This is a genomic window from Microbacterium sp. LMI13-1-1.1, from assembly GCF_040815625.1.
GTDB classification, from domain to species: domain Bacteria; phylum Actinomycetota; class Actinomycetes; order Actinomycetales; family Microbacteriaceae; genus Microbacterium; species Microbacterium forte.
This window is the reverse complement of the sequence record NZ_JBFPNL010000001.1, coordinates 86,981-105,207: the sequence shown is the minus strand read 5'-3', so window position 1 is coordinate 105,207 and position 18,227 is coordinate 86,981. Positions and strand designations below refer to the sequence as shown.

Genomic DNA, 18,227 nt, shown 5'->3' with positions numbered 1-18,227 from the left:
CCGCGTAGGATGGAGGCGTGAGTGCGCTGAATGACACCCCCGTGGACACCCTGTCATTCGAGGCCGCTCGCGATGAGCTCGTGAAGGTCGTCTCCGAACTCGAACAGGGCGCTCCGACGCTCGAACAGTCGCTCGCACTCTGGGAGCGCGGCGAGGCGCTCGCTGCTCGCTGCGAAGAGTGGCTGCTCGGAGCGAAGCGCCGCCTCGAGGCCGCGCGCGCCACGTCGACCGGCACCGCCGAGGGAGACGAATCGTGAACAAGCCGGCTCCCATCGTCGCCGAGCTCGGGCGTCCGGAGACTCCCGAGGAGACCGCCGCACGCAAGGCCGCCTCGAGCAAGGCCTACCGCTCGAGTCAGACCGTGCGCAGTCTGGTCGCCGCGCTGATCGTCACCCTCGCCATCGTCGCGGTGATCGTGCTGGCCGTTCCGCGCGGAGAGCCTGCGACCACGCAGAAGATCGACGTGGTCGGCATCGCCGCCGACGTGGAATCCACCATGGATCGCCCGGTGATCGTGCCCGATCTGGCGGACTTCTGGCGGGTCAACACCGCCGAGCTCACGAGCGCCGCCACCGTGGTCTGGGACGTCACCCTGGCGCCGTCCGCCGAGGACGAGCGCGGATTCATCAAGCTCGCGCAGGCCTTCGACGCCGACTCATCATGGGCGCCTCAGCGTCTCAACGGCACCGCGCCCACCGACACGACGTCGATCGGCGGACTGGAATGGGATGTCTACGACCTCGGCGATGCCGGCGCGAAGCAGAACATCACCTACGCCATCGGCACCCAGGCGGGTGACGACTACCTGCTGCTCTACGGCTCGCGTTCCGCCGATTCCACCGCGGAACTCGCCGAGTCTCTCGTCCCCCAGATCCGCGACCTCTCGGAGTGACCATGACCCACGCGCTCACGCCCGCTGCTGCCTGGAAGCAGATGCAGGACGGCAATCGGCGATTCGTCGCCGACGCACCTCAGCACCCGAACCAGGACGTGGCTCGACGCAAGCACCTCGCTGAGGCACAGCATCCGGTCGCGACGCTGTTCGGCTGCTCGGACTCGCGCCTCGCCGCAGAGATCATCTTCGACCTCGGACTCGGCGACCTGTTCGTCGTGCGCAACGCCGGCCAGGTGATCGGCGAGTCCATCGTCGCGAGCCTCGAGTATGCGGTCGCCGTGCTGAACGTGCCTCTGATCGTCGTCCTCGCGCATGACTCGTGCGGTGCCGTCCGCGCTGCCATCGACGGAACGGCCATCGACGCCGCGCCCCTGCCGCCGCACATCTGGAAGCTCATCGCCCCGATCGTCCCGGCGGCCCGCAAGGTGCTGGCTGAGAGCGGCGGCACCACCGTCGCCGAGATCGACGCGGAGCTCGTGGGCGAAGAGCACCTGCGCAACACGGTCCGGGACCTGCTGCAGTCGTCCGAGGTGATCTCGCAGGCTGTCTCCGACGGCCGTCTGGGCATCGTGGGCGCCAACTACCGTCTGGCCGAGGGCACTGCGGTGCCCGTCATCACGGTCGGAATCGACACAGACGGAAACGACACCGAGGGGCACGGCCCCGCAACCAAGGAGGGTTCGGAATGACCGACCAGCACAGCGGCGCAGACGCGCAGGGGTACCGCATCGAGCACGACACCATGGGCGAGGTGCGGGTTCCCGTGAACGCGCTCTATGGCGCACAGACGCAGCGCGCCGTCGAGAACTTCCCGATCTCGGGCAAGGGCCTGGAGTCCACGCAGATCGCCGCGCTCGCGCGCATCAAGAAGGCCGCTGCACTCGCGAACAAGGAGCTGGGAACCCTCGACGGGGCCATCGCCGACGCGATCGCCCAGGCCGCCGACCAGGTGGCCGCCGGTGCCCACGACGGTGAGTTCCCGGTCGACACCTACCAGACGGGCTCCGGCACGTCGTCGAACATGAACATGAACGAGGTGCTCGCCACTCTCGCCACCCGCATCCTCGGTGCGAACGTGCACCCGAACGACCACGTGAACGCCTCGCAGTCCTCGAACGACGTGTTCCCGACCTCCGTGCACATCGCCGTCACGCAGGCGCTCATCGACACGCTCATCCCCGCGCTCGACCACCTCGCCGTCGCCTTCGAGGCGAAGGCCGAGCTGTGGAAGGACGCGGTGAAGTCCGGCCGCACGCACCTCATGGACGCTACCCCGGTCACGCTCGGCCAGGAGTTCGGCGGCTACGCCCGTCAGATGCGCCTCGGCATCGAGCGCGTGCAGTCTGCACTCCCCCGCGTCGCCGAGGTTCCGCTGGGCGGCACCGCCACCGGCACCGGCATCAACACGCCGCTCGGATTCCCGCAGAAGGTCATCGAGCTGCTCGCCGCCGAGACCGAGCTGCCGATCACCGAGGCGAAGGACCACTTCGAGGCGCAGGCCAACCGCGACGGACTCGTCGAGGCCTCGGGCGCGCTGCGCACGATCGCGGTCTCGCTGACCAAGATCAACAACGACCTGCGCTGGATGGGCTCGGGCCCCAACACGGGTCTCGGAGAGCTGCACATCCCCGACCTTCAGCCCGGCTCGTCGATCATGCCGGGCAAGGTCAACCCGGTCGTCCCCGAGGCTGTGCTGATGGTCTGCGCGCGAGTGATCGGCAACGACGCGACCGTCGCCTGGGCCGGCGCGTCCGGGTCCTTCGAGCTGAACGTCGCCATCCCGGTCATGGGCACGGCGGTGCTCGAGTCGATCCGTCTGCTCGCGAACGCCTCGCGCGTGCTCGCCGACAAGACCGTCGACGGACTGCAGGCGAACCTCGACCGCGCGGCGGCATTTGCCGGCATGAGCCCGTCGATCGTCACCCCGCTCAACAAGCTCATCGGCTACGAGGCAGCGGCGAAGATCGCCAAGCACTCGGTCGCGAAGGGCATCACGGTGCGCGACGCCGTGATCGACCTCGGATACGTCGAACGCGGCGACCTGACGCTCGAGCAGCTCGACGAGAAGCTCGACCTGCTCTCGATGACCCACCCCGGTTGATCGTCAGGCTCTGAACACGGATGCCGCAGGGACTCGGTCCCTGCGGCATCCGTCGTCTACGGCGTCAGCAGCAGCGGGCACCCGGGTCGGCATCCTGCTGCGCGTAGTGCGCCCTCCAGAACTCCCGCTCACTGAGCGGCTCTCTCTCGGGATGCCGCTCGCGCTCGTGCGCGACGTAGGACGCGTACCGCGACTGCCCGGTCACGCCGTTCACGTACCAGGCGACCGCGTGCCAGGCCCGCCGAACATGGTCGGATACCACGGCGGCCATCAGTGCCCCCTCGTGGGCTGAGCGGACGCAGGGAGGGCGTTCCACTGCTTCTCGACGGCGCGTTCCTCCGACGAGGCGATGAGACCGGCCGGTGCGAAGCGGTGCGACGGCACCTCCGGGTCCTCCTGGTCGATGACGGGCCCGGGGCGCACGGCCTGAATGACCTTGATGATCGAGATGGTGATCACGATCACCGACAGCACGAGGAACGTCACCGACAGGATGCCCTGGATCATGGTGTTGCGGACGACCGCTTCCATCGCGGCGACGCTGGTCGCCGTGCCGAAGGAGGTCTCCCCCGCCGCGAGAGCGTCGCGGAAGGCGACATGGTTCGCGAAGTAGCCGACCTGCGGCACGGTCGAGAAGATCTTCTGCAGCGAGGCCGTCACCGTCACGACCGTGACGAATGCCAGCGGCAGCGCCACCACCCAGAGAACCCTGAAGGTGCGTCTGCGCGCCACGATCGTGAGCACCACGGAGAGGGCGATCGCCGCCAGCAGCTGATTGGCGATGCCGAACAGCGGGAACAGGGTGTTGATGCCGCCGAGAGGATCCGTGACCCCCATGATCAGCACTGCGCCCCACCCCGCGACCATGACGGCCGTGCAGATCCAGGCGCCCACCCGCCACGAGGTGTCCTTGAAGCGAGGGAAGACGTTGCCGACCGAGTCCTGCAGCATGAAGCGCGCGACGCGGGTGCCGGCGTCCACCGCAGTCAGGATGAACAGCGCCTCGAACATGATCGCGAAGTGATACCAGAACGCCATCATCCCGGTGCCGCCGATCCACTGCTGCATGATGTGTGCGAGGCCGAGAGCCAGCGTCGGCGCGCCGCCCGTGCGGGAGACGATCGATTCCTCCCCCACCGCCTCTGCCGTGCTCGTGAGCATCTCGGGTGTCAGGTTCACCCCGGTCAGGCCGAGACCGTTGACGAACGCGACCGCGCCCTCGACCGTGCCGAGCGTCGCCGCCGGCGAGGAGTTCATGGCGAAGTACAGCCCGCGGTCGATGGAGATCGCGGCGACGAGCGCCATGATCGCGACGAACGACTCCATGAGCATCCCGCCGTAGCCGATGAAGCGCGTCTGCTTCTCCTTCTCGATCATCTTCGGCGTCGTGCCCGACGCGATGAGCGCATGGAATCCGCTCAGCGCCCCGCAGGCGATCGTCACGAAGAGGAACGGGAAGAGCGCCCCTGCCCAGACCGGCCCCGTCTCGCCCGCGGCGAACTCGCTGAAGGCCGGGACGGTGATCTCGGGCCGCACGAACAGGATCGCGACGGCGAGCGCCACGATCACGCCGATCTTCATGAACGTCGAGAGGTAGTCGCGCGGAGCCAGCAGCATCCACACGGGCAGCACCGCCGCGATGAAGCCATAGACGATGATGCCCCACGCGATGGTCGTCCGGTCGAGCGTGAAGATCGCCTGACCCCAGTCGGTCTCGGCGACCATGCCGCCGCCGATGATCGCGGCCATCAGCAGCACGAAGCCGATGATCGACACCTCGGTGATCTTGCCGGGGCGGATCCATCGGAGGTACGCCCCCATGAACAGGGCGATCGGGATCGTCATCGCCACGGAGAACACGCCCCACGGGCTCTCCCCGAGGGCGTTCACGACCACGAGGGCGAGGATCGCCGTGATGATGATCATGATGAGCAGCGTCGCGATGATCGCCGCCGTTCCACCGAATCGGCCCAGCTCGTCGCGGGCCATCTGACCGAGAGAGCGTCCGCCTCGCCGCATCGAGAAGAACATCACGAGGTAGTCCTGCACCGCACCCGCGAGCACGACTCCGACGATGATCCAGATCGTGCCGGGAAGGTAGCCCATCTGGGCGGCCAGCACCGGACCTACGAGTGGACCGGCGCCCGCGATGGCGGCGAAGTGGTGGCCGAACAGCACCCGACGATCCGTCGCGACGTAGTCCTTGCCGTCCGCCTTGTACTCGGCGGGAGTCGCTCGCCGGTCGTTCGGCTTGACCAGGTTCCGCTCGGTGAACTTCGAGTAGAAGCGGTAGAACACGAGGTAGGTGCAGACCGCCGCGAACACGAACCAGATCGCGTTCACCGTCTCGCCCCTGACGATCGCGAGCATCGTCCAGGCGATGCCGCCCAGCAGCGCGATCGCCACCCAGAGCACGATCTTCAGCGGTGTCCACCGCGGCTTCTCGTCCACCGCCACGGGCGGCAGCTGGTCATCTTCCACGGTCTTCGTCGCATCACTCATCGCGCATCACTCCATCGTCTGCGTTCGGTGCCACGAGCGTATGCCGACGTCAGCGCGGAGGGAAGCGAATCGCCGACGCGTCCTCCGGAATACACGACAGCGGATGCCGTGAGACCACGGCATCCGCTGTCGAAGAGTCAGCTCAGCTGAGCTCGCCTCCCTCCAGAAGCTCAGTCACGAGGGCGGCGATCGCGGAGCGCTCCGAGCGCATCAGGGTCACGTGGGCGAAGAGGTCGTGTCCCTTGAGCGTCTCGATGACGCTGGCGATGCCGTCGTGGCGTCCGACGCGGAGGTTGTCGCGCTGACCGACGTCGTGGGTCAGGATCACTCGGGAGTTCTGCCCCATGCGGCTGAGCACCGTCAGCAGCACGTTGCGCTCGAGCGACTGCGCCTCGTCGACGATCACGAACGCGTCGTGCAGCGACCGACCGCGGATGTGCGTGAGCGGAAGCACCTCGAGGATGCCCCGTTCGACGATCTCCTCCATGACGTTGCCCGAGACCACCGAGCCGAGCGTGTCGAAGACCGCCTGCCCCCACGGGCCCATCTTCTCGCCCTGGTCGCCGGGGAGGTACCCGAGCTCCTGGCCCCCGACGGCGAACAGCGGTCGGAACACGATGATCTTCTTCTGCTGCTGCCGCTCGAGCACCGCCTCGAGACCCGCGCAGAGCGCCAGTGCCGACTTTCCGGTGCCCGCACGCCCGCCGAGCGAGACGATGCCGATGTCGGGGTCGGTGAGCAGGTCGATCGCGATCCGCTGTTCGGCGGATCGCCCGTGCATCCCGAAGATGTCGCGATCGCCGCGCACGAGCTTGTACTCGCCGTCGCCGGTCACCCTGCCGAGGGCGGATCCGCGCTCGGAGTGGATGATGAGCCCGGTGTTGACCGCCAGGCCTCTGGCGTCTTCACTGATGCCCACCTCGCTCTCGTACAGGTCGCTGATCTCATCGCCCGACAGGTCGAGCGTGGTGATGCCGGTCCAGCCCGAGTCGATGGCCTGCTCGGCGAGGTACTCCTCGGCGCGAAGTCCGAGGGACGCCGCCTTGACCCGCATCGGAAGGTCTTTCGAGACGATGGTGACGTCCTGCCCGTCCTGCGCGAGGTTCATGGCGACGGAGAGGATGCGGGTGTCGTTGTCGCTCAGCCGGATCCCGGCGGGGAGCACCGACGAGTCGGTGTTGGCCAGCTCGACGCGGAGCGTGCCGCCCTCGCCCACCTCGACCGGGAAGTCCAGACGACCGTGCTCGATGCGCAGGTCGTCGAGGTGACGCAGCGCCTGACGGGCGAAGTAGCCGATCTCGGGGTCGTGGCGCTTGCCCTCGAGCTCGGTGATGACCACGACCGGGACGACCACCGAATGCTCGGCGAACCGGAAGAAGGCCTGAGGATCACTCAGCAGGACGGACGTGTCGAGCACATACGTCCGGAGATCCTGATCAGGATCAGCGGACGCTGCTCGCGTCGTCGTCTTACGGGTGGACTGCTGCGCTGTGCCTGTGGACTGCTGCGCTGTACGTGAGGTCACGACCCACTCCCGACCCGGGGAATCCCGGTTTGTTCGAACGAGTCGACCAGGGGGTCACGAGTCGTCAACCTGAGGCCGACCCGACGGGCGCCTTGCCCGATGCCTAGAAGCTACGACCAGGTGCCGACATTCGCCTGGCTCGACACGCCACCAGTTCGTTACGTGTTGATTAACGGGACGTGACCGACCCCCCGATGCACCGTCTCAGCGGCCGAAGCGCCGATCGCGGTCGGCGAAGTCGCGAATCGCTCGCAGGAAGTCGACCTGGCGCAGATCCGGCCCGAGCGCCTCGACGAAGTAGAACTCGCTGTGCGCGCTCTGCCACAGCAGGAAGTCGCTCAGTCGCTGCTCGCCGCTCGTGCGGATGACGAGATCGGGATCCGGCTGGCCGCCGGTGTAGAGATGTTCGCCGATCATCTCGGGTGTGAGATGCGCGGCGAGGTCTTCGATCGTCCCTCCGGACGCCTGATGCGCGGTGACGATGCTGCGCACGGCGTCGACGATCTCGTTGCGGCCGCCGTAGCCGACCGCGAGGTTGACGTGCAGCCCCGTGTGGTCGCGCGTGCGCTCCTGTGCGTCGTCGAGCACTCTCGCGAGCTCCGCGGGGAGGATGTCCGAGCGGCCGACGTGCTTCACTCGCCAGTTGCCCTCGCGCGACAGAGCCTCGGCGAGCTCCGCGATGATCTCGATCAGGTCGGCCAGCTCTGCCGAGTCGCGCTTGAGCAGGTTGTCACTCGACAGAAGATAGAGCGACACGACGCGGATGCCGAGCTCGTCGCACCATCCGAGGAACTCCCGCATCTTGGCGGCACCGGCCCGATGCCCCTCAGCCGGAGTGTCATAGCCCAGCTGACGCGCCCAACGCCGATTGCCGTCGATCATCATTGCGACGTGGTGCGGAACCGACTCGGGGTCGAGGTGTCGGCGAAGCCTGCTGGTATAGAGCCGGTACAGCGGCCCCCGCCCCTGAACATCGCGTGACATCACCTCCCTACGCTATCGTGTCGGCGGTCTGGGGACCGAGGATCGATCCTCAGGATATGTACGCTCGGCTGCATGATCGCCCGCATAGAGTGAGGGCGTGAGCACACCCGACTCCTCGGTACCCGACGTCCCCCAGCTGCCCCTCCTGGAGGATGCCGCGCACGACGTCGCCGCTGCCGAGATCAAACCCACCTGGCGAGGCTGGCTGCATGCGGCCACCTTCCCGATCGCCATCGTCGCCGGTGTGGTGCTGATCGTCGTCGCCCAGGGTGGCGCCGCGAAGTGGGCTGCGGCGGTGTTCATGGCGTCATCGCTGCTGCTGTTCGGCAACTCGGCGCTGTATCACCGGATCGACTGGAGTCCGAAGGTCAAGATGATCCTCAAGCGGATCGACCACGCGAACATCCTGCTCCTGATCGCCGGGACGTACACCCCGCTCGCCGTGCTGGCGCTCCCCCCGGGCAAGGGCGCGCTGCTCCTCGTCTTCGTCTGGTCGGGTGCGCTGGTCGGCATCCTGTTCCGCGTGTTCTGGATCAATGCCCCTCGGTGGCTGTATGTCGCGCTCTACCTGCTGCTCGGATGGGCGGCGGTGATGTACCTCGCCGACCTGTTCGTCGCGAACGCGACCATGATGGCGCTCGTCATCGTCGGCGGCCTGCTCTACACGGGCGGCGCGATCGTCTACGCGCTCAAGAAGCCCAACCCATGGCCGGGCCATTTCGGCTTCCACGAGATCTTCCACCTGTGCACGGTGCTCGCGTTCCTGTGCCACTGGGTCGCGTGCCTGCTCATCGCGCTGGCGCCGCTGTCCCCGTCGCTCGGGGCCTGAACCGCTCCGGTCCGGTCAGCGCTTCTCGGGGTCGTCGTCGCCCTCGCGGACGATCGGCAGATCGGCATCCGTCTCGGTCGCCTCGTCGGCCGCGAGCGCGGCCTCTTCGGCATCGAGCTCGTCCCTGACCTCTTCGCGGTAGCGCACCCGACGGATCCGACGGTTCATGTCGAGGATCAGCAGGATCACCGCGATGAGGATGATCACCACGGCGGCGAAGCCGACGAATCCGGGCGTGACCAGCTCCGGTGCCACGGTCATCGTGGGCGTCGGCATCGGGGTCTCGGTCAGAGCAAGCATGGAGTCTGCCTTTCATGCGCAGGTCGCATAACCTGGAGTTACCAGCCTAACGACCGGAAGACCCACCCCGTGACGACCGCACAACAGCTCGACGACCGCTATGGCCGCACCCGCACCCGACGGGGTCCGTGGATCATCGTCATCGCCATCGCCGCGCTTCTCGTCGGCGCGTTCGGCTGGATGATCGTCACGTCGCAGATGAACGCCGTCGACTCCGACGACCTCGGCTTCGACCTGGTCGACGAGCACAGCGTCACCGTGCGCTTCCAGATCACCGGAGTGCAGGGCAAGGACGTGGCCTGCGTCGTCGAGGCGCTCGACGAGGAGTTCGGAGTGGTCGGCTGGAAGGTCGTCGAGATCCCTGCGGGAGACACGCATTCGCAGGCGCTCTCGGCCACGGTTCCCACCGTCTCAGCCGCGACGACAGGTTTGGTGAACAGCTGCTGGGTCGCCTAGACTCGTGCCAGACAGATGACGCCCTGGCACGTGCCGGGGCGTCTTGGCATATCCCCCGCGGAACGTCGCCGGGTACCTACCGAAGGAGCTTCGTCATGTCTACTGACGCTCAGGTTCCCTTCCTCACGCAGGAAGCGTATGACCGGCTCGTCGCCGAGCTCGAGCACCTCTCCACCACCGGTCGCGAAGAGATCGCCAAGCGCATCGAAGCGGCCCGCGAAGAGGGCGACCTCAAGGAGAACGGCGGCTACCACGCCGCCAAGGACGAGCAGGGCAAGCAGGAGGCGCGGATCCGCACCCTCGAGAACCTCCTCAAGACGGCCAAGGTCGGTGAGGCGCCCGCGAGCCGCGGCATCGTCGAGCCCGGCACCGTCGTCACCGCGATCGTCGCCGGCGGCGAAGAGGTCTTCCTGCTCGGCAGCCGCGAGATCGCCGTGGGCAGCGACCTCGACGTCTACAGCGAGGCCAGCCCGCTCGGACAGGCGATCCTCGGACTCAAGGTCGGCGAGAAGTCGTCCTACGAGGCTCCGAACGGCCGCGCGATCTCGGTCGAGATCGTGAACGTCGACACCTACACGGGCTGACACCGGTCAGCATCGGGCTCGTGCCCTGACATGCAGATGCCCCGTCCGACTGGACGGGGCATCTGCATGTCAGGGCTGAGTGCGCGTCGCGTCAGTCCGGCACGACGATCGGCTGGAAGCCGGCGTGACGGAGCGTGTCCAGGGTGTGCTCGGAGTGCTCGGCACCGCGCGTCTCGACGCTGAGCTCGAGGAACACCTCGCTGATCTGCAGGCCGTGCCCGTGCCGGGTGTGCATGGCCTCGATGACGTTGGCTCCCGCCTGGGCGATGAGCTCCGAGACTCGCGCGAGCTGACCGGGGCGATCGGGCAGCGGGATGCGGATCGTGAGATAACGGCCCGAGGCCGCGAGGCCGTGGGAGACGACACGCTGCAGCAGCAGCGGGTCGATGTTGCCTCCGGAGACGACGGCCATGGTCGTGCCGCTCGCCTTCACCTTGCCGGCGAGGATCGCGGCGACACCCACCGCTCCGGCGGGCTCCGCGATCACCTTGGACTGCTCGAGAAGAACCAGAATGGCGCGCGCCAGGTCGTCGTCGGTCACGGTGACGACCTCGTCGACGAGGTCCTTGATGATCTCGAACGGTATGGCTCCCGGTCGCGCGACCAGGATTCCGTCGGCGATCGTCGGCTTCGTCTCGATGTCGACGGGGTACCCGGCCTCCAGCGAGGGGATCATCGCCGCGGCGTTCTCGGCCTGTACGCCGATGATGCGCACCGTGCGCCCGAGTTCGGCAGCCTTAGCCTTCACCGCGGCCGCGACGCCGGCGATGAGGCCCCCGCCGCCGATTCCCAGCACGATCGTGTCGACATCGGGAGCGTCCTCGAGCAGCTCGAGTCCGAGTGTGCCCTGCCCGATGACGACGTCGCGGTGGTCGAACGGATGGATGATCACTGCCCCCGTGCGTTCGGCGAACTCCGCGGCGAGTCGCAGCGAGGTCGCCACGGTCTCTCCCTCGAGCACGACCTCGGCACCGTAGCTCCTCGTCGCCAGCAGCTTGGGCACCGGAATGCCCAGGGGCACGAAGATGGTCGCCTGGATTCCGAGCGTCTGAGCCGCGAGGGCGACGCCCTGTGCATGGTTTCCGGCGGACGCTGCGACCACGCCGCGTGAACGCTCCTCGGCGCTCAGCTGCGAGAGGCGGTATGCCGAACCACGGATCTTGAAGGATCCCGTTCGCTGCAGGTTCTCCATCTTGAGCACCACCGGTGCGCCGAGCACGTCCGACAGGGCGCGCGAGGGCAGGGTCGGCGTTCGCGTGATCACCTCAGCCAGACTCTGAGCGGCGTTCTCGAACTCGGTCAGGCTGGGGACTGCGCTCATCGATTCCTCCGTGTGCGCTCGCGCGGCACTGTGCTCCAGATAAGGTCTGCGTTCGGTTTATCGCCGGTGCGCCAGGCGCCGGTGCTGACTGTCACCGCGGCGACGTTGACGAAGGCCGCGAGAGGCACCGCGAACAGCGCGCCGGGGATGCCGCCGACCATCGAGCCCCCGGCGACCACCAGGACGACGGCGAGCGGATGCACCTTCACTGCCGAGCCCATGAGGATCGGCTGCAGGATGTGACCCTCGAGCTGCTGCACGCCGAGCACGACGGCCAGCATCGCGAGCGCGATCCAGGGGCCGTTGTAGACCAGCGCGAGCAGTACCGCGATCGCGCCGGTCACGACGGCACCGACGATCGGCACGAACGAACCGAGGAAGACGAGCACGGCGACGGGGATCGCCAGCGGTACGCCGAGCAAAGCGGCGCCGACGCCGATGCCGACCGCATCGATCGCGGCGACGAGCAGTTGGGTTCGGGCGTAGTTGACGATCGTCGCGAAGCCGTTGCTCGCGGCGGCGTCGGCGGCGGGGCGCGCAGCGCGCGGGAAGAGGCGCAGCGTCCACTCCCAGATGCCCCGGCCGTCGGCGAGCAGGCAGATCAGGATGAAGAGCGAGAGGACCGCACCGGTCACGACGTGCGCCGCGGTCGTGCCGACTGCGAGCGCACCGTTCAAGAGCGTCTGAGTCTGCTCGTTGACGACCTGGAGGGCCTGGTCGATGTATCCCTGGATCTGCGAGTCGCTGAGGTGCAGCGGTCCGGTGAGCAGGAACTGACGGAACTCGTCGACCGCCTGCGCACTGCGCTCCTGCACGTCGGGCAGCTGCGCACGGACCTGCCAGATCACGAGCCACATGAGCAGGGACACGATCGCGAGCGTGCCGATGATCGAGAGGGCGACGGCCAGCCAGCGCGGGAAGCGGTGGCGCAGCATCCACTGGAATCCCGGCCACAGCAGGGCCGTGATCAGGATGCCGACCATGAGCGGGATCACGAGGAGCTTCAGCTCGATGACGAGCCAGATGAATCCGGCGACCACCGCGGCGATCAGCAGAATCCGCCACGAGTATGCCGCCGTGACGCGCAGCCCTCGGGGGACCGCCTCGTCGGCCTCGGTGGTCACCGTGCGATCAAGGGAGACGGGGCGCGGACGGAAGAGGTCTCTCAGCCGCGGACGCTGCTCTTCGCTCATCGCCCAAGTCTACGGCGCAGCCGCCGACCGTCGTGACGGGCCGGGCGCGGATGTCGGCGCTCGGCGCTACCCTGACGAGGTGACCGACACCCTCAGCGCCGCCCAGGCCCGTCGCATCGCGCTCGCCGCGCAGGGCTTCTCTCGTGCACGCCCGGCCTCGGTGTCGGCCCGGCACATCCACCGCGTCATGGATCGTCTCGGAGTGCTGCAGATCGACTCGGTCAACGTGTTCGCACGGTCGCACTACATGCCGCTGTTCTCGCGCCTGGGTGCCTACGAACCGGCGCTCTTCGATCGCGTCTTCCATTCGCGCACGACCCATTACGTCGAGTACATGGCTCACGAGGCGACGTTCATCCCCATCGAGGACTGGCCTCTGTGGCGATTCCGCATGGATCATTTCCGCGCCAGGTGGGCGGCGCCCGACTCATGGATGAGCACCAACACGCGCACCCTCCGCTGGGTGCAGGACGAGCTCCGAGCCAGGGGGCCGCTGCGACCGGCCGACCTCCGCGACGACGCTCCTCGCGAGCGTGGCACATGGTGGGATTGGGATGACGTGAAGCTCGCCCTCGAGCACCTGTGGCGCACCGGCGACGTGGCGATCAGCGGTCGAAAGGGCTTCGAGCGCACGTACGCGCTCGCCGAGCAGGTGATCCCCGACGCCATCCTGTCGCAGCATGTGCCCCGGGAGGACGCGATCCGCGAGCTCACCCGGCGCGCGGCACGATCGTCGGGGGTCGCGACCCAGTCGGACCTCGCGGACTACCACCGCATCCGCGACCGAGCGGCGGTGTCGCAGTCGATCGCGGATCTGGTCGACTCAGGCGAGATCCTCCCGGTCTCCGTGCGCGGCTGGGACCGCGGCGGTTGTCCGCTGCCCAGCTGGAGGCACCGCGACGCCGTGCTGCCGCGCAGGATCGACGCCGCCGCGCTCCTGACGCCTTTCGATCCCGTGGTCTGGTTCCGTGACAGGGCTCTGCGCGCCTTCGAGCTCGATTACCGGATCGAGATCTACGTTCCTGCCGAGAAGCGGCGATACGGGTACTACTCGCTGCCCGTGCTCGTCGGCGACCGCATCGTGGCGCGTGTCGATCTCAAGGCCGACCGCGCGACGTCGACGCTCCAGGTGCAATCGGCCTGGTGGGAGCCTCAGGGCCAGCCGGGCGCGGATGCCGAGAAGATCGCCGCTGAGCTCGCCCTCGCGGCGGCATGGCAGGGACTGGCGCACGTCTCCGTCTCGCGCTGGGGCACCGCGTCCGAGGCTCTGCATGCGGCGCTGTCCGGTCGCGCAGACGCATCCGTGCGTCGCCATGTGCACGCCAGAGAGGCATCCGGGTGAATCGCCGCCTCGCGTGGACGATCGGGGGCGGTGTCGCCGCGCTCCTGGTCGCGGGGGCAGCCGTGTGGCTCTGGCAGGCGTCGAGCGACATCCCCTCGGCACGGACCACGCCGACCGCGACGAGCTCGCCGACACCCGATGCCGATCCGCGGGCTCTGGCGCAGCGGGCGCTCGACGATCACCTCGAGGACTGCACCTCTGCCGAGCTCACCGACGGCGTCGTCCCCGAGGGGTGCGGGATCAGGATCCCGTGGGGCACCGAGTTCGCCGCGGTCGACGACGTCCGCTTCCGCGTCGAGCGGATGCCGGTGCTGGAGCTGACCGATGACGGATTCATCGCCGAAGGCGGCATCCTCGTCGCGACCGTGTCGGGCACCGGGCAAGACGGCAGTCCGCGAACCGAGACCTATCGCACGGACTCGTGGACGCTCCGCGGCGACGCGAGCGTCGAGGATGGGGACGTCGATCTCGACGTGTGGTGAGCAGCGCTCCGAGTCAGCGTCCGAATACGCAGAAGGCCCGATGCGACGATGCGCATCGGGCCTTCCCGCGGGTCAGAACTGCACGCGCGGCGGCTCGGAGATCGCGCCGCTGTCGGCGACCTCGAAGAACTCGCGTTCGGTGAATCCGAGCCCCTTCGCGAAGAGGTTGTTCGGGAAGACCTTGATCTTCGTGTTCAGCTCGCGGACCCCGCCGTTGTAGAAGCGGCGCGCGGCCTGGATCTTGTCTTCGGTGTCGACGAGCGCCTGCTGCACCTGCAGGAAGTTCTGGCTCGCCTGCAGCTGCGGATAGGCCTCCGCGACCGCGAAGAGGCTGCGAAGCGCCTGCTGGAGGTGCCCCTCTGCGATTCCCGCCTCACCCGGGCTGCCGGCCGAGAGCGTCTCCGCTCGCGCACGAGTGACGTTCTCGAAGACCGCCTTCTCATGCGAGGCGTAACCCTTGACCGTCTCGATGAGGTTGGGTATCAGATCTGCCCTGCGCTTCAGTTGGACCGTGATGCCACTCCACGCCTCGTCGACGCGGACGTTCAGCTGCACCAGCGAGTTGTAGGTCGCCCAGAGGTAGATTCCGATGAGCAGAATCACACCGACGACGATCAGTACCGGCACGAGCCATTCCATCAGAGGCCCACCCTTCCTCGTGTTTGTCTCATCCTATCGGCGCAGCCTGCGCGTCGACTGGGTGCGGCGGTCAGGCGCATAACCCGGATCATGCGCCGAGAACCCGATCGAGGTATCGATTGGTGAACCGACGCTCGGGGTCGAGCCGGTCGCGCAGCGCGGTGAAATCGCCGAAACGGGGATAGCGCTCCTGCAGCTGCTCGGCTGTCTGCGTGTGCAGTTTGCCCCAGTGCGGGCGCCCGCCGTGCTCGAGCATGATCTGCTCCACGGCCTCGAAGTAGGCGGACGGGTCGGCGCGCCAGTAGCGGTGGACCGCGATGTATCCGCTCGCCCTGCCGTATGCCGTCGACAGCCACCTGTCGTCCTCCGCCGCGAAGCGCACCTCGATCGGGAACTCGATGCGCCACCCGCGTCGCTCGATGAGGTCGCGGACCGCGCGGAACGCCGCCACCACGTTCTCGGCGGGCACCGCGTATTCCATCTCACGGAACCTGACAGTACGGCTCTGGGTCAGGACTCGATGCGAGAGCTCTGTGTACCGCCGGTCGCCCGTGAGCTTCACCGCAAGCCTGTTGAAGGGCGGGGTGATGGCCGGCATCGCCTGTCCGGTCGCGCACACCGCTCGGTACACGCCGTTCGAGAGCACCGTCTCGTCGATCCAGCGCCCCAGGACGGGAAGCGGCTGCCGCCTCGTCGACTCCGGCACCCTCGTCTGTCTCTTGGTCAGGGCGATGTCGGTGTGCGGAAACCAGTAGAACTCGAAGTGGTCCGATGCCTCGACCCTGTCGTGCAGGGCCTCGAGAACGTCGTCGAGCGGTTCCGGCTCATCGATCGCCTCCATGAGGAAGATCGGCACGCACTGCAACGTCACCTCGACCAGGATGCCGAGCGCGCCCAGACCCAGCGCGATCGCGGGGAGCAGGTCTGCGTTCTGTCCCTCGTCCACCCGGAGGAACTCCCCTGCGGCGGTCACCAGCGTCGCGCCGACGACCTGCGTCGCGAGGCCGCCGAAGCCGGCGCCGGTACCGTGCGTCCCCGTCGAGATCGCACCCGAGATGGATTGCCGGTCGATGTCGCCGAGATTCTCCATCGCGAGGCCGAACGGTGCGAGGAGCGACGGGATGCGGTGCAGTCGTGTGCCCGCGAGCAGCGTCGCTCGTCCGGTGGCCGCGTCCGCCGACACCAGGCCCTGCATGTCGTCGAGCTCCAGGAGCACGCCGGGAGCGACGGCGATGCCCGTGAAGCTGTGTCCCGCGCCGACCGCCTTCACCGTGAGCCCCTGCGCGACCGCGGCGCGGACCGCGCGCTGCACGCCTTCAGGGGTTCGCGGGCGCTCGACGCGCAGCGGTGTGACCTGCGCAGACCTCGCCCAGTTCTGCCAGGTGCCCCCGATCCGGGTCACAGGAACGCCTTCCCCTCGCCGCGATACGTCGGAAGCTCGTCGACGATCTCATCGCCCGAGACGAGCTGGTAGCTGTCGATGCGCTCGGCAGGCTCGCCGCTCTTCGCGTGGCGGAACCAGACACGGTCGCCCACCCCGAGCCGCTCGGCCTCGCGGCCCTGCAGCGGTGTCTGCACCTCGCCCGCGGCCTCGCGGGACAGCGTGCGCAGCCCCTGCGGCCAGACGGGCAGCGGTTGCCGCGACGCGACAGCGGGGCCGGAAGCGATCCATCCGCCGCCGAGCACGGTTGCGATGTCGGCCGCGGGGCGCCGCACCACGTCGAACGCGAAGGCGGACGCCGGTGCGGGGCGGAATGATCGATAGCCGTCGAAGAGATGCCCGCCGAGCAGTCCGCTGCCCGCGCTCGCCTCGGTCAGCGATTCGTCGCTGCCGGTGAACTCGAGCGAACCGGTTCCGCCTCCGTTGAGGAATTCGAGCGATGCGACCTCTGACAAGGCGCCGACGATCGCGGCTCGACGCTCACGCAGCTCGGATCGGGAACGCGCCTGCATGAGACGGATCACCGGCGCATCCGCTCCGGCGTTGTCCCCCTGGCCCGCGATCTGAGCCTCGTACATCTGAAGTCCGACGAGCCGGAACCCGGGGCGGCGCACGATCTTGCGTGCGAAGGCGGCGACCTCGCCCGCGGTGAACAGAGCAGACCGTCGCACCCCGATATGGCCGAGCGTGACGGATCGCAGTGATGCGTCGGCGTCGACCGCGACCCGGATGTCCGGGCGGCTGCCTGCGGGCGCGACGCTGTCGATGATGTCGAGGTGCGCCGGATCGTCGACCATCAACGTGATCCGTTGCGCCGCCTCCTCGGATTCGAAGAGCTGTGCGAGTCCCGCACGGTCGACCGTCGGATAGCCGACGACGATGTCATCGTGCGTCTCGGCGAGCCACAGAGCTTCGGCCAGCGTGAAGGCGAGGATCCCTCTGAACCCGGGCAGCTGCAGCACGGCGTCGAGCACCGAGCGCACCCGCACGGACTTCGACGCGACGCGGACCGGCAGTCCGCCCGCGCGAACCAGCAGATCCAGGGCGTTGTAGCGCAGAGCTTCTCGATCGATCACCGCCACGGGAGCCGGCAGATGGCCGGTCGCCGCAGACAGGCGCGGCCAGTATCGTGACGGGTCGAGCCACTCGGGGGAAACGGCGTTTCGTTCCTGATCGGGGCTCAGATCGGCGGTGAGGTCGAGCACTCCCCCACCCTATGGGGTGGGCGGACTCGGATTCAGTCTTTCTGAGATCGAGTTGCACTGCCTGTCGCGACCCGTATCTGGAAATCCCGATACATCAGCGGCGATCGTCGTAATGAACAGCATGGATCGCCGTCTTGATCTCTGAGGCCGCCATTCGCGGCGGTCTCACCGGCCATGCCCGGCCGGTCGCCGGGGGGCGGCGATGCTGTCTGATCAGCATCACGGGGAGGCGGGTGCGGGGGGCGCCCGCCTCCCCTCGCGCGGCTCGGGCAGCACGGCGAGCGTGGCACCGCGTCTGTCGTGCACCCAGATGCGACCCCCGTGTACTCTGAGCCAGTCACGGCATGAAGCCCCCGTAGCCCAATGGCAGAGGCAGGCGACTTAAAATCGCTTCAGTCTGGGTTCGAGTCCCAGCGGGGGCACGTCGT

At 68.0% G+C, this 18,227-nt stretch carries 19 protein-coding genes and 1 tRNA gene; 10 read left to right on the top strand and 10 right to left on the bottom strand.

Annotated features, from left to right (window positions below; all coding sequences use genetic code 11):
- Positions 1–17 precede the first annotated feature (17 nt).
- The 4 genes from MRBLMI13_RS00495 to MRBLMI13_RS00480 are packed head-to-tail and all read left to right on the top strand — an operon-like array spanning position 18 to position 2,996.
- A complete protein-coding gene (locus tag MRBLMI13_RS00495; protein WP_042542048.1) occupies positions 18–257 on the top strand; it encodes an exodeoxyribonuclease VII small subunit in 240 nt (79 codons plus the stop codon).
- Positions 254–892 (top strand): DUF4245 family protein, encoded by a 639-nt coding sequence (locus MRBLMI13_RS00490; protein ID WP_079112505.1) that lies wholly within the window; start codon positions 254–256, stop codon positions 890–892. Before MRBLMI13_RS00495 ends, MRBLMI13_RS00490 begins: the two co-directional genes overlap by 4 nt.
- A gap of 2 nt (positions 893–894) precedes the next feature.
- Complete coding sequence (locus MRBLMI13_RS00485) at positions 895–1,584, top strand: carbonic anhydrase (protein ID WP_042542050.1); 690 nt, start codon at positions 895–897, stop codon at positions 1,582–1,584.
- Positions 1,581–2,996, top strand: coding sequence for a class II fumarate hydratase (locus MRBLMI13_RS00480; protein ID WP_079112504.1), 1,416 nt, complete (start codon positions 1,581–1,583; stop codon positions 2,994–2,996). The genes MRBLMI13_RS00485 and MRBLMI13_RS00480 overlap by 4 nt, the downstream gene beginning before the upstream one ends.
- 64 nt (positions 2,997–3,060) lie before the next feature.
- Here MRBLMI13_RS00480 and MRBLMI13_RS00475 read toward each other — a convergent pair whose 3' ends face one another.
- The 4 genes from MRBLMI13_RS00475 to MRBLMI13_RS00460 form a co-directional block, all read right to left on the bottom strand.
- Complete coding sequence (locus tag MRBLMI13_RS00475) at positions 3,061–3,267, bottom strand: YbdD/YjiX family protein (RefSeq protein ID WP_042542052.1); 207 nt, start codon at positions 3,265–3,267, stop codon at positions 3,061–3,063.
- Positions 3,267–5,498 (bottom strand): carbon starvation CstA family protein, encoded by a 2,232-nt coding sequence (locus tag MRBLMI13_RS00470; protein WP_367821202.1) that lies wholly within the window; start codon positions 5,496–5,498, stop codon positions 3,267–3,269. The genes MRBLMI13_RS00475 and MRBLMI13_RS00470 overlap by 1 nt, the downstream gene beginning before the upstream one ends.
- Before the next feature lie 142 nt (positions 5,499–5,640).
- Entirely contained in the window at positions 5,641–7,023 is a 1,383-nt protein-coding gene (locus tag MRBLMI13_RS00465; protein ID WP_309687019.1) for a PhoH family protein, read from the bottom strand.
- Between the two features lie 204 nt (positions 7,024–7,227).
- The gene (locus MRBLMI13_RS00460; protein WP_042542055.1) at positions 7,228–8,007 is read right to left on the bottom strand and encodes an isoprenyl transferase; all 780 of its coding nucleotides are present in this window, start codon (positions 8,005–8,007) and stop codon (positions 7,228–7,230) included.
- A gap of 97 nt (positions 8,008–8,104) precedes the next feature.
- Here MRBLMI13_RS00460 and trhA point away from each other — a divergent pair, with 97 nt between their 5' ends.
- Positions 8,105–8,836 (top strand): PAQR family membrane homeostasis protein TrhA, encoded by a 732-nt coding sequence (gene trhA, locus MRBLMI13_RS00455; protein WP_042542056.1) that lies wholly within the window; start codon positions 8,105–8,107, stop codon positions 8,834–8,836.
- Positions 8,837–8,851: 15 nt separating this feature from the next.
- Here the strand turns inward: trhA and MRBLMI13_RS00450 are convergent, their stop codons facing one another.
- Positions 8,852–9,136 (bottom strand): hypothetical protein, encoded by a 285-nt coding sequence (locus MRBLMI13_RS00450; RefSeq protein WP_056376082.1) that lies wholly within the window; start codon positions 9,134–9,136, stop codon positions 8,852–8,854.
- Between the two features lie 69 nt (positions 9,137–9,205).
- On the opposite strand from MRBLMI13_RS00450, the gene MRBLMI13_RS00445 reads away from it, so the two are divergent.
- Together MRBLMI13_RS00445 and greA are read left to right on the top strand one after the other, a co-directional pair.
- Positions 9,206–9,592 (top strand): DUF4307 domain-containing protein, encoded by a 387-nt coding sequence (locus MRBLMI13_RS00445; protein WP_042542058.1) that lies wholly within the window; start codon positions 9,206–9,208, stop codon positions 9,590–9,592.
- A 95-nt stretch (positions 9,593–9,687) separates the two neighbouring features.
- Positions 9,688–10,176 carry a transcription elongation factor GreA gene (gene greA / locus MRBLMI13_RS00440; protein WP_042542059.1) on the top strand — a complete coding sequence of 163 codons (489 nt, stop codon included), beginning with the start codon at positions 9,688–9,690 and terminating at the stop codon, positions 10,174–10,176.
- A 91-nt stretch (positions 10,177–10,267) separates the two neighbouring features.
- Here the strand turns inward: greA and ilvA are convergent, their stop codons facing one another.
- Both ilvA and MRBLMI13_RS00430 read right to left on the bottom strand, forming a co-directional pair.
- Positions 10,268–11,497: a threonine ammonia-lyase gene (gene ilvA, locus MRBLMI13_RS00435; protein ID WP_079112502.1), complete on the bottom strand. Its 1,230-nt coding sequence runs from the start codon at positions 11,495–11,497 to the stop codon at positions 10,268–10,270.
- The gene (locus tag MRBLMI13_RS00430) at positions 11,494–12,690 is read right to left on the bottom strand and encodes an AI-2E family transporter (RefSeq protein WP_079112501.1); all 1,197 of its coding nucleotides are present in this window, start codon (positions 12,688–12,690) and stop codon (positions 11,494–11,496) included. Before MRBLMI13_RS00430 ends, ilvA begins: the two co-directional genes overlap by 4 nt.
- 79 nt (positions 12,691–12,769) lie before the next feature.
- Here MRBLMI13_RS00430 and MRBLMI13_RS00425 point away from each other — a divergent pair, with 79 nt between their 5' ends.
- Positions 12,770–14,032, top strand: coding sequence for a winged helix-turn-helix domain-containing protein (locus MRBLMI13_RS00425; protein ID WP_367821206.1), 1,263 nt, complete (start codon positions 12,770–12,772; stop codon positions 14,030–14,032).
- Positions 14,029–14,514, top strand: coding sequence for a hypothetical protein (locus tag MRBLMI13_RS00420; protein WP_042542062.1), 486 nt, complete (start codon positions 14,029–14,031; stop codon positions 14,512–14,514). The genes MRBLMI13_RS00425 and MRBLMI13_RS00420 overlap by 4 nt, the downstream gene beginning before the upstream one ends.
- A gap of 72 nt (positions 14,515–14,586) precedes the next feature.
- Here MRBLMI13_RS00420 and MRBLMI13_RS00415 read toward each other — a convergent pair whose 3' ends face one another.
- From MRBLMI13_RS00415 to MRBLMI13_RS00405, 3 genes are all read right to left on the bottom strand, one after another.
- On the bottom strand, positions 14,587–15,153 hold the full coding sequence (locus MRBLMI13_RS00415) for a LemA family protein (protein ID WP_042542063.1): 567 nt from the start codon (positions 15,151–15,153) through the stop codon (positions 14,587–14,589).
- An 88-nt stretch (positions 15,154–15,241) separates the two neighbouring features.
- Complete coding sequence (locus MRBLMI13_RS00410) at positions 15,242–16,555, bottom strand: D-arabinono-1,4-lactone oxidase (protein WP_367821209.1); 1,314 nt, start codon at positions 16,553–16,555, stop codon at positions 15,242–15,244.
- Entirely contained in the window at positions 16,552–17,799 is a 1,248-nt protein-coding gene (locus tag MRBLMI13_RS00405; protein WP_367821211.1) for an amino acid deaminase/aldolase, read from the bottom strand. The genes MRBLMI13_RS00410 and MRBLMI13_RS00405 overlap by 4 nt, the downstream gene beginning before the upstream one ends.
- Before the next feature lie 349 nt (positions 17,800–18,148).
- Between MRBLMI13_RS00405 and MRBLMI13_RS00400 the strand changes: the two genes are divergently transcribed.
- A tRNA-Leu gene (locus tag MRBLMI13_RS00400) sits at positions 18,149–18,221 on the top strand.
- Positions 18,222–18,227: the final 6 nt, after the last annotated feature.